Below are 13,638 nucleotides of genomic sequence, written 5' to 3'. Positions count from 1 at the left end.
AAAAAAGGTTCATCGCGGTTTACCGGGGAACGCATTATTGATTTTGAGGATGAAATAGGCTGAGTCCCGGAAGCCGTAGGCCATCCGTTTGATGACGTTAATGCGGTTGTTGATGTCCTCCAGGATGGACGAATTCATCGGATAGATTGCCGAAGCCAAAATGCCACGCAGGTATTTGCGTAGTCGTTTGGTGAACTGGATGACCGGCGTAATCTGGCTATCAAGTGCCAGCCTTAGCCAGCGCTTCCAACGGCGTGCGCCTTCTCGAACGGACGGCGCATACCAGAGTTCCTTGAGTTCGGTCTTCAGTAGGTAGACTGTGGCCAAGGGGGTGTTCGCAGCGAGCAGTTCGTCCAGTTCGACGGCGCGTTCGTTGTCCAAGTTGTCACGATTGCGCAGCAGCAGCCAGCGGCTGCGCTTGATCACCTGACGGGCTTTGGGATCGGCGCGTAACGCATTGGCCTGATCCACCCTGACCCTGTCGACGACCTCACGTCCGAAGCGTGCCACGACATGGAACAAGTCGTAGACGACTTCGGCGTTACGGCATTGCTGGCGTACCTCGAGATCCATGGCCGTGTTCATATCCATTGCCACTGCTTCGATCCGGCTGCAGCCCTCCGCTCCCAGTGCTTCGAAGAAGGGCCGGATCGCTGCCCGGCTATTCCCCTCGCCAACCCACAGTACGCGCCTGCGTTGCGCGTCCAGCATGACCGTGGCGTAGCGGACCTCTTGTGCAGAGCGAATTCATCCATGACAAGGCGCGTGACCTCTGGTGCCTTGAACTCACCATGTAATTGCTGGAGGCGTTGCAGGTCGATGGCCTTAATCGTATGCCAATGCAGACCGGTCAGCTTGGCCACATGCGCAATGGGCAGCAGTTGCATCAACGCCTCAACCCAGGTGCGTACACGGTGGGTGATACGCGAACGGGGCTCCAGCCAGGCGATATGCTCAGCGACCCGGGCCCCACAATGATGACAGTCGAGGCGGCGGATCGGCACCTTGAGCCAAACTCGCCTGTCTAAAATATCGCGCTCACGCACGCGACGCCAACGCCAGCGCCGCTCATGGACCAAGACGCAAGGTTTGCGGCAGAAACCGCACAGCGCATCGGCGCCGGGAGCGGCGTGGAGAGTAATTTGCAGCGAACCATCGTCTAGTTCAACGACGGAATCGACAACATGCCCTTCCCAGAATGGAAGGGACAACATAGCAGTGAGCATTGAGCATGGCGGCGAAGGTGGCAAGGTAAATTGTTTTGATTGGCGACAACTAATTTACCAATTCAAAACCCTCACCGCCACCTCTTCGGCAAAAACGTCAAGCCCGTCTTCCCGCACCAACCGCGATGAACCTTTTTTTATGCCTGCATCAACATGATGCTAACGACGCCGGAGCGCTGCATACGGCGCCGCCAAGGGATCGCCGATAAACAATCCCTGCGCGGGCCACGCCACACTACCCCAATACGCTTCCAGCGCCGTCATACCTGTCAGGTAGCGCCGCAACAACACCGTCGGATTGGGAAACTTTTGCCAGTAATTGCACGGCTCGCTGACGGTGCCATAGCTGGCCGTGGCGCCCGCCTCCAGCCAGCGCTGGCTGCTCATTTGCGCCGTCCCCTGCAGATCGCCACCAAACGATGTCAGATGATCGGCCAGGGCGCCAGGCAGGAAGCGCAAGGTGTCGAGCTTGGCGACCTTGGCCATGCCGGTCTGGTAAACCATGATGTCCTGCGCGCCATCGAGTACATCGGCCTTCAGGTTCTTGACCGTCAGCTTGCGCTGGCGCACGATCCCGGCAGGCGGAAAAAAGGCGGCACGGCTGTTGCGCGCATTTTCGCTGGTGGTCAGATAATACGCGCTGGCGGCGGGCACGGAAAAACCGCTGACTGTCCCACGATCCACCACGGCCTTGGCCTCTTCCACGAAATCGATGGGCAACAGCATGGACAGGCGCATGCCCATCTGCGTAAATGGTTGCGGCACATTGCTATTGAAATAGATACTGGGCTTGCCGGCGTCACACGTCTTCGCGCATTGCCCCGCATCGTAGCCCAGGGTATAAGCGGAAGTGATGGAATTGCATTCGACCGCGTACGGCGCGCTCCACACCATCAGCACGGCCTGGATATGGGGCTTCAATTGCGCATCGATACGCTTCTTCAACTGCGCGAACTGATCCACGCTGAGCTTGCGCGGGCGATTCGGGATATTCACGTGCACAACGTTTGCAGGAGGAATACCGTGCGCCTGGCGGTAATATTCGCCCACCGCGATGCTGTTCGGTTCGGCGTCATTAATCACGACAGCCAATTGCAGCGCATTCAATCCTGGCGGCATGGAGGGCGCGTCGGCATGTGCGATGCCGGCAGCCAGCGCCAGCGAAAGGAAGAGAGATTTATGCAAGGTCAGTATCGTCGTTGAGGAAGATCGAAGCAGCCATGCCGCAGCCACCCACTGTGTGTGACGATTATAGCCCCGCGTTAGCCAGCGACAAAAAAAAACGGAGGCCGCAGCCTCCGTACCATGTACAGAATCTTTTATCTTCAGGCTTGCAGCTTGCGGCGGCGTGCCATGAAACCGAGCAAACCCAGGCCTGCTAGCAGCATGCCGTAGGTTTCCGGTTCAGGCACCGGCGTGACAGCCAGGATGCCGCTATAGCTGCCGCCAGTTGGCGAGGCCACATAGCCGTCAATTTGCAGGAAGTAATTGCCAGCAGCCAAAGGCGTGGAACCGGACTGCAGCGACCATGCCTGGTCTTGCGCCGAGAAGTTGATCAGGTCAAGGGCGCCATGAAACAGAATGCCGCTGGCATTGCCCAGGCTGAAACCGGTCAGGGTAAGGCCAGAGTTGGCGCTCGGCTTGAGCGACGTCGCCAGTGCGCTCAGGTCGTTAAAACCCGTCACGTTGAACGTGAATTTGTCGCTGAAAAAGTTATTGCCCGCGCCGGCCAGCTGGCCTGGTGCCAGCGAAAACGAGCCCAGCAGCTCGCTGCTGGAATAATCGAGCAAGTCTTGCGTCAGATCCACCGTCGCGTGACTGATGTCAACCGGCGCAGCATGGGCTGCCAGGCTGCTGCCGGCAAACATGGCGGCCACAAACAGGGATTTCAGGAATTTTTTCATACTTTTCACCAAGATAACTGCAACTGGCTCATGCCAGTTGCGGGATGGAAACGCAAACGAGGATACCAATCAGCCAGGCCAGGCTCAAGCCGCCTTCTGGCGACGACGTGCCATGAAGCCCAGCAGGCCCAAGCCCGCCAGCAACATCGCATACGTACCTGGCTCAGGCACGGCCGATACCAGACTACCGTTCGCACTGAAAGCCGCGCCCGTATTCGACACCACGTTGCCGCTGACTTTCAAATAATAGGAACCGGCCGCCAGATTCGCATACGACAGGGTCCATTTGTCATCGATGCCGGTCAGTAGTTGATCACCGCCCAGCAGCAAGGTATTGCCGACGCTGCTGTACAAGCCAAAACCCGTCAGGTTCAGGCCATTCTTCGCACTGCTGCTGCGCGCAGAAAGCACCACACTCAGGTCGTTGGCCTTGCTCACGTTAAATGCAAACAGGTCATTGAAAAAATTGCTTTTTTGATTATTTTTAAACTTGTCGCCGAAGGTCAGCGAACCGCCCGCTGCCAGATTGACGGCGCCAGGCGTGGAGCTGATGTCGACGGGCGCGGCAAAGGCTGCCTGCGCGAACAAAGCTGAGCTGGCAAAGGCCAGCGCAGCCAGCACCGAATACGTATTTTTCTTCATGCGATTCCACCGAGCGTGATTGTGGATGCGCTTGCATCCACATGAGTTATCTGATCAAACCAGGCAGAATCATAGCATAAAGCAATTCTTTGTGTTAACTATTGTTCAATAAAAAGTTACTTTATAGCATCATTCTTGAAGCCAATAGTTTCACTGTGCGGATATCGTGAAACCGCACATCAGGCGCGCTGGTAGACATCTTCAAGGCGCACGATGTCGTCTTCTCCCAAGTAGCTGCCCGACTGCACTTCAATCAGGTGCAGCGGCAACTTACCCGGGTTTTCCAGCCGGTGCGTCATGCCGATGGGGATGTAGGTCGATTCGTTTTCCGTCAGCAAGGTCACCTTCTCACCGCAGGTGACGCTGGCCGTGCCGCTGACCACCACCCAGTGCTCGGCGCGGTGGTGGTGCATCTGCAAGGACAGCTTGCCGCCCGGATTGACCGTGATACGCTTGACCTGGAAGCGCTCGCCGATATCGATGCCTTCATAGCTGCCCCACGGGCGGTACACCTTGCGGTGCTGCACGTGTTCGCTGCGCCCCGCCTGCTTCAAGTGATCGACCACTTGTTTGACGCGCTGCACCTGGTCCTTGTGCGCCACCAGGATGGCGTCGTCCGTTTCCACCACGATCAGATCCTGCACGCCCAGCATGGCCACCATGCGGCGTTCGGCGCGCACCAGGCAATTGCTCACGCCATCGAGATACACGTCGCCGCGCACCACGTTGCCGTTGGCGTCCCCCTGCTGCACTTCCCACAGGGCCGACCAGGAACCGACATCGCTCCAGCCGATGGCGGCCGGCAGCACCACCGCATGCGCCGTATGCTCCATGACGGCATAGTCGATCGAATCGGACGGGCAGGCGGCGAAGGCTTTCTCTTCCAGGCGGCAGAAATCGAGGTCGCGGTAACCGTCGCGCACGGCCGCCTCGCTGGCGGCCAGCATGGCCGGCTGGAATTGCCCCAGCTCACCCAGAAAGCGTTCGGCGCGGAACAGGAACATGCCGCTGTTCCAGAAATAATTACCGGCGGCCAGAAACGACTGCGCCGTGGCCAGGTCCGGCTTTTCCACGAAACGCTCGACCTTGCAGCCCACAGCATCCGGGCTCACGGGCGCGCCGCTGCGAATGTAGCCATAGCCAGTTTCCGGCGCCGTCGGCACGATGCCGAAGGTGGCCAGCGCGCCATCGGCCGCCAGCAGCGCCGCCTGGGCGATGGCCTGGTGAAACGCGGCCACATCGGTAATGACATGGTCGGCCGGCAAGACCAGCATCAGCGCCTGCGGGTCGATGGCCAGCAGGTAGTGCGCGGCCACGGCCACGGCCGGCGCCGTGTTGCGCCCCACCGGTTCAAGCAAGATGCCCAGCGGCGGCAAGCCGATCTCGCGCAGTTGCTCGGCCACCATGAAGCGGTGCTCATTGCCGCACACCACCAGCGGCGGCATGACGTCGAAACCGGCCAGTCCGCTATCGCCGGCACGGCGGTTGGACAGGCTGGTCACGCGCAGCGCCGTTTCCTGCAGCATGGTCTTGTCCGTTACCAGCGGCAACAGTTGCTTGGGCAGCACGGCGCGCGACAGCGGCCATAAACGGGTGCCCGAACCGCCGGACAGGATAACTGGGTAAATTTTCATGGCTTCACTTCACAAACAGTTTATTGAGGAGCATGCACGCTCGACACTATAATCCTTCAGGCGATCCGCAGGCCGCCCAGCACGCCGCGCACGGCGCGGTTGTACGGCGCTATCCGCCGCCATCCTTGCTCAAGGTCACCGGCGCGGCGGGCGCGGCAGCGGGAAACAGGCGCGCATACGCGGCCAGCAGCTTGGGCGCTTCATATTCCCACTCCAGCTCATTGATCACGCGATGACGACCGAACGCCCCCATCTGCTCGCGGCGGGCCGGATCGTCCAGCAATTCGACGATCTTGCGCGCCATGTCGATGGGGTCGTTCTTCAAGGCATACAGCGATGCCTGCTGTGCGGAAACCTTGCCCTCGACCAAGTCGAACTGCACGATAGGCTTGCCCAGGGCCATGTATTCCATGATCTTGTTCATGGTCGACTTATCGTTCATCTCGTTCGCCACGTCCGGGTTCACGCACACGTCCGAGGTGTTGAGCATTTCCAGCAATTGCTGGTCCGGCACGCGTCCCGTAAAGGTCACGTAGTCGGAGATGCCCATGTCCTGCGCCATCTGCTTCATCTGTTCGAGCGAGGTGCCGCCGCCCACCAGGCCGAAGTGCACGTCCTCGCGCTGCAAGGTCTGCACGATGTATTGCGCCGCCTGCAGCAGCAGGTCGATGCCTTCCTGCGCGCCCATCACGCCCACGTAGCCGACCAGGTAGGCGCGGCCCTTCTTGAGTGCCGGCACGGGCGGCAGCACGCGCAAACGGTCCAGCTTGGGTCCGCTACGCACCACGTAGACATCCTCGGGCTTCATGCCGCCCCGCTCGATGGCGATCTTCTTGTACGACTCGTTGGTGGCGATCGACACGTCGGCGCTCTGGAACGACCAGCGTTCGAACAGCACCATCAGTTTATAAAAGAAATCGCGCCGGCCAAACTTCGCTTCGTACAGCTCCGGATTGATGTCATGGTGGTCGAACAGGAAACGCTTGCCCATCGTCAACTTGAAGAAGCCGCCGATGAGGAACAGCAGATCGGGCGGATTGCAGGCGTGGATGACGTCGAAACCGCGCGCGAAATGCACTTTCCACGCCAGGCGGAAAGTGTGGAACAGCGCCAGCGAATATTCCACCAGATAGCCCTTGGCCCCTTCCGCTTCCAGCGGCAGGTGGTAGCGGTAGATATGGATGCCGTCGATGGCTTCGTAGCGCGATTCGTAACCTTTGCCCGTGGGACAGATGATCGACACTTCGTAACCATTCGCATGCAGGGTAGTCGCTTCCTGCCAGACGCGCCGGTCGAACGGCGACGGCAAGTTTTCCACCAGGATCAGCACGCGGCGTGGCGCACCTGCCACCTTGTTACCAGCAGATGCCGTCATATTGCTCTCCACTTTGTTCCTTGCTGATGCGCACCAGGTCGACGATGTGCTGGTGCGGCTGCAGGCTGGCGGGCACGGTCTTGAATTCGGCCGCGCCATTGCCGATGACGATGGTGTCGGCAAAATCGAGCACGTCCTGCATGTTCGTCACCATCAGCTTGGAAATGTGCGGAATGTGGTTGAGGATGTAATCCTGGTTGGCGCCTGTCAGGGCGGCCAGGTTGACGTTCTTGTCGTACAGTTTCAGCTCGTAACCCTTGCCCAGCAGATACTCGATCACATCGACCAGCGGCGACTCGCGCAAGTCGTCCGTGCCTGCCTTGAACGAGAAGCCCAGGATGCCCACCTTGCGCGCGCCCTTGTCAACGATCATCTTGATGCCCTTTTCCACTTGCCGCTGGTTCGACGGCAGGATGGAGTTGAGCAAAGGCAAATCGAGGTCAAGGCTGCGCGCCTTGTAGGTCAGCGCACGCACGTCTTTCGGCAGGCAGGAGCCGCCAAAGGCAAAGCCCGGCTTCATGTAGTAGGGCGACAGGTTCAGCTTGGTGTCCTGGCAGAAAATTTCCATCACCTTGTGGCCATCGATGCCGACGGCCTTGCAGATATTGCCGATTTCATTGGCGAACGCCACTTTCACTGCGTGCCAGGTGTTGTCGGTGTACTTGACCATCTCGGCCGTCTCGACGTCCGTGCGCACCAGCGGCGCATCCATCTTTTCATACAACTGCACCAGCAGCGCGCCGGCCTTTTCATCGGATTCGCCGATGACCGTCTTCGGCGGATGGTAGTAATCGTAGACGGCCGTGCCTTCGCGCAGGAATTCCGGATTGTTGCACACGCCGAAATCAACGCCGGCCACCTTGCCCGAGGCCGCTTCCAGCGTAGGAATGACCAGCGAACGCATGGAGCCGGGCAGCATGGTCGAGCGCGCCACAACGACGTGGAAGCTGTCCTTCTCGGCGATGGCGGCGCCGATTTCCTGGCACACCTTGCGCACGTGGCTCAGGTCCAGATTGCCATTCAGCTGAGAAGGCGTGCCCACGCAGATGAGCGACATGTCCGAGCCAAAGACGGCGTCGCGCACGTCGAAGGTGGCGCGCAAGTGGCCGCTCTTCACGGTGGCGGCGATCATCTCGCCGATATCTTTTTCGATGATGGGCGTGGTGCCCTGGTTAATCAGTTCCACCTTGGTCCTGTTCGGATCGACACCGATCACTTCATGTCCATCCGTTGCCAGGCAACCGGCCGATACTGCACCCACATAGCCGAGGCCAAAAATACTGATTTTCAAAATATGCTCCCTCAATAATTAGCTGGCGACGCAAACGGCATCAGCTCGATTCGCGTCACGATTTCAGTTGTGCCATGCACCTGCACGCGCCAGGCAACGCTGGCAATGGGCAATTTCTCGTCGAAGCGACGCGATATCCAGCCACCGGGCGGGGTGTCGCTACCGCACAACACCTCCGGGATACCGTGCGTGCACATCATGCGCAAGCCATTACGTTGCCCCCGCACCTGCACTTGCCCATCTACCAGGCTCACATCACAGCTCTCGCCGAACTGCCAATGCACGGCAATATCATGTACATTTGTACATTGTAATATGTCTTTTACAACAATGCATTTATTATTAAAGTTGAACTCGATACGACGCCGGTGCAGCACGGGATCGGCAAGGCGGCCATAGCCATCGTGTTCGCCCTCAAAAACTTGCACTTCGGAATTCGTTTCATGAGCAATCATGCGCGCGTTGGCTTTTTTCAGCCACATGAAATTGCCACCGATTTCAGACTGGTCCAGGCCATCGACGGCTATCGTGTTATGCGCGGGCGTGCTGCGAAAGTAGTCACGCCATTTTTTTTGCGTGTGATAGGCATAGGTACCGGGATCGATCAGCAACTCCTCGCCACCCACCGAGAGGGTAAATGCCAGCGCATCGGCATGTCCATGCGCAGCGATGGAAAGATAGCCGAGCGGTGCGCAGTCCGCCACCAGGCGCACCTCGTCCGGCGTGCCGAAATGACTACCCAGCAGAAAGTAACCGCCTTCGGGAAAGGCCAGTACGGGCGCCTCGGGCAAGCCGCCATTGAGCGCCTGCCAATGTTGCAAGCCCGCCACACCGAACAGCCAGCGGTTCTTGTCGTCAAAATGGCTGGCCTTGCGCTTGAAGTCGGCGCGGCCAAATAGCACGGCGCAGCTGGCCAGCAGCGAGCGGTAGCGATGCCAGCCATCCTCGTGCGCCAGACGCACCATCTGCGCATCGTCAGCATCACCCGTCATCGGCACGTTGCCGTCCACGTCCATCAGCGCCGCGATGAACTCAGCCAGGCGCTCCAGGCGCTGCAAGTACGCCGTGGAAAAGCCCGCACCGTTGGCCTGACCGATCCTCTGGCACAGCAACATCATGTCCATCACCTCATGCTGATAATAGACGGCTTGCTCGCGGTTCACACCATCTGGCGTATTTTGCTTGAGCGCCTCCTCTTCCAGCCCCTTGCGCGCCAGCGCCTGCCATCTCGTACTTTCCGGCCAGCAAGGCCACACAGTACTGGCTACAAACAAGCCCATGTATTCGCCAAACAAATGGTTGTTCGCTGACGAGTGGCGCGAAAAATAACCTGAAATAAAGTGACTATGCTGGTAGATGGCGGTGAGCCATTGCTGCAAGAAACGCTGCCCCGCTTCGCCCTGAAACAACGGCGACGCCAGGCCGCCCAGCAATTCCCAGGCGCAGGCCCAGTTCAGCAGGCGCAGCGCCAGCTCAAGTGAACTGGTCCAATGCACGCCCATCGGATACGGGCATTGCTCGAACCACGATTGCAGCAAAGTACGCGCACCGTCAGCGTAGCGCTGCTCGCCCGTCACTTTCCATGCCTGCGCCAGCGCCACCAGTTCCAGGTGTCGGTTCGGTTCCCACAAGTATTTGATATCACCAACCACTTTTTCGCTGCGGTAATCGATCTGTTTGCCCAGGGTCACCGGCGCCACGGTACCTGTTTTCGGATCGCGGTTCCATTGCGGCGGGAAACCCAGTTCCGCACCAAGCAAGGCGAAGACATTCCAGCGGCCCGCCAGCACGGCATCGGCTGCGGCGCGCAAGGCCACGCTATCGGTATCGCGGCCATCGCCAGCCAGGAAAGGCTGGCCCATACGCGTCAATTGCGGCGCAGGCACGCGGCGCAGCAAGCCGATGCCAAGTTTGCTGGCTTTTTTTTGCAGCAATTGCTGCACGCGCCAGGCAACTTCGGGCGCGCCCATCAATTTCAAGCGGTTGATTTTCCATGCTAACGATGTCATACAGCACTCAACCCCAAGTCGTTATAAATTTGCTCCAGGCGCGGCATGACCGCCGCCGTGGAAAACTGACGCTCCACCTTGCTGCGCCCCGCGGCGCCCATTCTTTGCGCCAGCGCGTCGTCGGACAGCAAGCGTGCGATCCGCTCAGCAAGCCCATTGACGTCGCCGGGGGCGAGCAGATATCCCTCCACCCCATCTTGTATTGCCTCGGGAATGCCACCGATCGCCGTAGCAATCACGGGCACGCCACAGGCCATCGCCTCCAGTATGCTCATCGGCAAGCCTTCAAAATACGAAGGCAAGACGTAGATGCGGCAACTATTGAGCAGGCGCGTCTTTTGCTCGCCTTGTACCCAGCCCAGCAAGTCGACGTGCCGCGCCACCCCCAGCGCATCGGCTTGTTGCTGCACGGCGCTACGGTCGCCATCTCCACCTAACGCCAGGTGCAGCGATGGACAACGTTGCGTCAGTTCGGCGCATGCCTGCAGCAGGTCATATACGCCCTTTGCCTGACCTAGTTTACCCAGGAACAACACGCTTCCAGCTTGCCGTGCAGACCATGGTGTGACAATAGGCGGCAACGACATCGGATTGAACATGATCTCGACATGCGGATTGCGGCTCATGCCGCGCACCCAGGCCTGCCAGCCGCTCGACAGTACCAGCACGCGCGACGCATGATTGAAAATGTAGCGGATATACGCGCGCCGCAACGGACCGCACTGCCGCTCATAAAAAGCGGCAAAGCCGCCGCCATGCAAGTGCAGGATGCTGGGAACGCGGCACAGGAAGGCAAGCAGGAAAAAGCCCGACTTGCGCCAGAAGCTCGCGTGCGAGGCGACATGCACGTGAATCAGGCCTACCTGTCCGGTCAGCAGCATGCCCAGGAAGCGCGCATAGGCGCAGAACATGATGCGCAGCTTGGCCACGGGCCCGCCATCACAATGCGTGGCCAGGTAATGCACGCGATAGCGCTCGAACAGGCCCGCGCTCTCGTAGACGCGCGCCACGGCAGCAATGCCGCCCATGGTGTTCAGGCTGGTGCCGACCATCAGAATTTTTTTCATGTCGAATCCGGTAATTTATCATTGTCCGCCAGCCGGTGGGGCCCTACCGCACATGGCCATGCCGCTCGGCACTAGCTAGCTGCGTGGGCACTCGTCTCATTGACCACCCAACGGAATTTCCCCGCCGCCGTATTGGGCAAGTCCGCCTTCAGCACCACATTCACACTGACGCCGGAATCGACCATGGTGTGGATATTGTCGAGCAGCTTGAGCTTGTCGCTATCGGAAAAGGCGGGGCCAGGCAGCAGACGCACTTCCCAGCGCGCAGTACCCACTTGCGCCACTTGCGACTTGAGGATGTTATCGACACCTTTGAAGGCGAACGTCAGCACCGATGGACTGATCACTGCACCGCTGCTGCCGGTGATGATGTCCTCAAATTTGCCGGTAACGGGCTCGATCATGGGAAAGGGCCTGCCGCAATCACAGCGACCGGGCTTCCAGCGCGTCCGGTCGCTGAGCCGGTAACGCAGCAGCGGCATGGCCAGATTATGAAAGGTCGTTCCCACCACGAAGCCTTCCCCGTCGGTCGGCTCGCCATGCTCGTCCAGGATTTCAACATGGGAATAATCACTGTTCAAGTGCATGTTTCCGTGTTCGCATTCGGTGGCGAACGCCACGCGCTCCGCCATGCCATACATATCCATGATGGTGGCGTCCAGGCGTTGGACGATCAATGCGCGCTGATGCGGATACAGCGGTTCCGATGCTGTAAACACATACGGTATGGATAGCCGGCGCCCCCGCCGCTGCAAGAAACCGGCCAACGTATAGGCTGTCGATGGATAGGCTTGCAACATGGCCGGCGCCGCCTGTTCCAGGCGGTCAATGATCGCATCGGCATGCGCCTCGGTCAGGTGCCGCGACGAGAGCAACAACTGGCGGTTATAGCGGTTCCAGAACCAGAATGGCGGTCTGGTCTGGTTGATCCCCGCCACCATGTCGCCACGCAAGGTCGCGCGCGTCACCTGGGGCGTGTAGCCGGACCAGCTCCAGTGGCGCTGGATAAAGGCGTTTTCCATCAACACAGACTGCATGCTGCGAAAAATCGTCAACGGCGTGCCGGTCGTGCCACTGGTCTGCCCAGCCGCCTGCCACGGGCGTTTGTGGCCCAGATGCGGGTACAGCGCCGCGCGGTGCGCCAGCAGGGTCGCCTTGTCGATCACGGGAAAATGCTCGCGCAATACCTGTGCCGCATTGGCTGGCGTAAAACCGCTTGGCATGGCCGCGTAATGAGGCAGCGTTCGTATCGCGTGCTGCATGCTTGCATGCAGGCGCAGCTGAGAATAGTGCGTCAACTCGTCGACGCTCATGCGCTCATGTGCAGCGAGGCGGTCCATGGCACGCCGCAACAAAAAATTATCGCGCAACATGGCTCGCATGCCGAAACGCAGTTCGTTCTTGATTGAAGACATATTCACAGTGGCTCCCGCAACGGGGTGTCCGATAGGAGTGGAATGGAAAGCATCAGAGCAGCAGGAAACGATGTATTTCCTCACCTGGACTGCCGACCTTGGCCAGGCGGGACTCCGCCTGTACGATCGCATCGCTCAATGCTTTCCGAAATGTGGCGTCCTCGACGGCACGCTCGAGGGTCGCGCGCATGGCCTCGACATCATCATGCGGGACGAATCCTGGATAATCGCTGCCCAGATATGCCTCGATCGCCTCATGCCACGTCGCCACCAGCGGTTTGCGGTTGCGCAACACCCGCAACAGCACGCTTTGCCCGCATGCCTCACCCTGGCTTTTCAAGGGCATGGCAACCACGCGGCTGGCGGCAAGCAGACTCTCGAACTGCGCCTCCGGCAAATCGCGGTGCAGGGTAACACGCGACTGCTCCGGCACGGCGATGTGATTGCGTTCTGCAGCCACCACCACCAGCGGGGCATTGACGCCCGCCATGGCCTGCAACAACAAGTCATAGTCGCGATTGGAATAACCGCCGGCGAACACATAGTCGCCCTCGACCGCCGCCGCGGCGCCGCCAAAACCATAGAGTTCCTGCCGCCACAGGTGAAAATGCACGTCTTGCGGCGCCATGCCGACGGCCTTGATCAAATTATCCCCCTCCCCTTTCGAGAAGGCGACAAAGCCCATCCCGGGGAAGCGCAGCGCGCGCCAAAGCAGATTCAGACAACGGCGCGCCCGCACCGAATGGACGAAACACGCCATCACCAGCAGCTTGCGCGGACGCTTCACGAGGCCGCACCGTATCATCGCCAGGATGGGTAGCGCCTGCCAACCGATCAGAAGCACGATATCGTCGCTGCCCCACAGCTTGCGCACACCCCACAGCTTGGGCGACACCATGGCAGACAGGATTGACAGTTTTCCGCGAAACGACGAACCACGGCCACGATCCGGGCCCATGTTACTGACGTGACCCCCCTGCTGCTGCAGATAGGCGACAACGTCCTGGTAGCCGCCAGCTTGGGAAAGGATTATTTGAATCATCAGAAAATATTTTCAAAAAAATATTATCACATG

General features: G+C 59.5%; 10 protein-coding genes and 1 pseudogene. All 11 read right to left on the bottom strand.

The window, feature by feature from the left end; translation table 11 throughout:
- Positions 1 to 9: 9 nt before the first annotated feature.
- Positions 10 to 1,214 (bottom strand): annotated as a pseudogene (locus ACP7DE_RS14785) (ISL3 family transposase).
- A gap of 171 nt (positions 1,215 to 1,385) precedes the next feature.
- Positions 1,386 to 2,417, bottom strand: a complete 1,032-nt coding sequence (locus ACP7DE_RS14780) for a TIGR03790 family protein (protein WP_426072859.1) — start codon at positions 2,415 to 2,417, stop codon at positions 1,386 to 1,388.
- A gap of 134 nt (positions 2,418 to 2,551) precedes the next feature.
- The gene (locus ACP7DE_RS14775) at positions 2,552 to 3,130 is read right to left on the bottom strand and encodes an FxDxF family PEP-CTERM protein (protein WP_426072803.1); all 579 of its coding nucleotides are present in this window, start codon (positions 3,128 to 3,130) and stop codon (positions 2,552 to 2,554) included.
- A gap of 84 nt (positions 3,131 to 3,214) precedes the next feature.
- Positions 3,215 to 3,772 (bottom strand): FxDxF family PEP-CTERM protein, encoded by a 558-nt coding sequence (locus ACP7DE_RS14770; protein WP_426072802.1) that lies wholly within the window; start codon positions 3,770 to 3,772, stop codon positions 3,215 to 3,217.
- A 179-nt stretch (positions 3,773 to 3,951) separates the two neighbouring features.
- Positions 3,952 to 5,406, bottom strand: coding sequence for a mannose-1-phosphate guanylyltransferase/mannose-6-phosphate isomerase (locus ACP7DE_RS14765; protein ID WP_426072801.1), 1,455 nt, complete (start codon positions 5,404 to 5,406; stop codon positions 3,952 to 3,954).
- A gap of 109 nt (positions 5,407 to 5,515) precedes the next feature.
- Positions 5,516 to 6,781, bottom strand: coding sequence for a glycosyltransferase family 4 protein (locus ACP7DE_RS14760; RefSeq protein ID WP_426072800.1), 1,266 nt, complete (start codon positions 6,779 to 6,781; stop codon positions 5,516 to 5,518).
- The gene (locus tag ACP7DE_RS14755) at positions 6,762 to 8,072 is read right to left on the bottom strand and encodes a nucleotide sugar dehydrogenase (RefSeq protein WP_426072799.1); all 1,311 of its coding nucleotides are present in this window, start codon (positions 8,070 to 8,072) and stop codon (positions 6,762 to 6,764) included. The genes ACP7DE_RS14760 and ACP7DE_RS14755 overlap by 20 nt, the downstream gene beginning before the upstream one ends.
- 11 nt (positions 8,073 to 8,083) lie before the next feature.
- Positions 8,084 to 10,081 carry an alginate lyase family protein gene (locus ACP7DE_RS14750; RefSeq protein WP_426072798.1) on the bottom strand — a complete coding sequence of 666 codons (1,998 nt, stop codon included), beginning with the start codon at positions 10,079 to 10,081 and terminating at the stop codon, positions 8,084 to 8,086.
- Positions 10,078 to 11,148 carry a glycosyltransferase family 4 protein gene (locus tag ACP7DE_RS14745; RefSeq protein ID WP_426072797.1) on the bottom strand — a complete coding sequence of 357 codons (1,071 nt, stop codon included), beginning with the start codon at positions 11,146 to 11,148 and terminating at the stop codon, positions 10,078 to 10,080. The genes ACP7DE_RS14750 and ACP7DE_RS14745 overlap by 4 nt, the downstream gene beginning before the upstream one ends.
- A gap of 71 nt (positions 11,149 to 11,219) precedes the next feature.
- A complete protein-coding gene (locus ACP7DE_RS14740; protein WP_426072796.1) occupies positions 11,220 to 12,569 on the bottom strand; it encodes a phenylacetate--CoA ligase family protein in 1,350 nt (449 codons plus the stop codon).
- A gap of 46 nt (positions 12,570 to 12,615) precedes the next feature.
- On the bottom strand, positions 12,616 to 13,605 hold the full coding sequence (locus tag ACP7DE_RS14735) for a hypothetical protein (protein ID WP_426072795.1): 990 nt from the start codon (positions 13,603 to 13,605) through the stop codon (positions 12,616 to 12,618).
- Between the last annotated feature and the right edge of the window lie 33 nt (positions 13,606 to 13,638).

It is taken from the genome of Janthinobacterium sp. DSP2-3-3, from assembly GCF_049897325.1.
Taxonomy (GTDB): domain Bacteria; phylum Pseudomonadota; class Gammaproteobacteria; order Burkholderiales; family Burkholderiaceae_D; genus Janthinobacterium.
The sequence above is the reverse complement of the archived record's forward strand: the minus strand, read 5'-3'. Positions and strand labels throughout refer to the sequence as shown.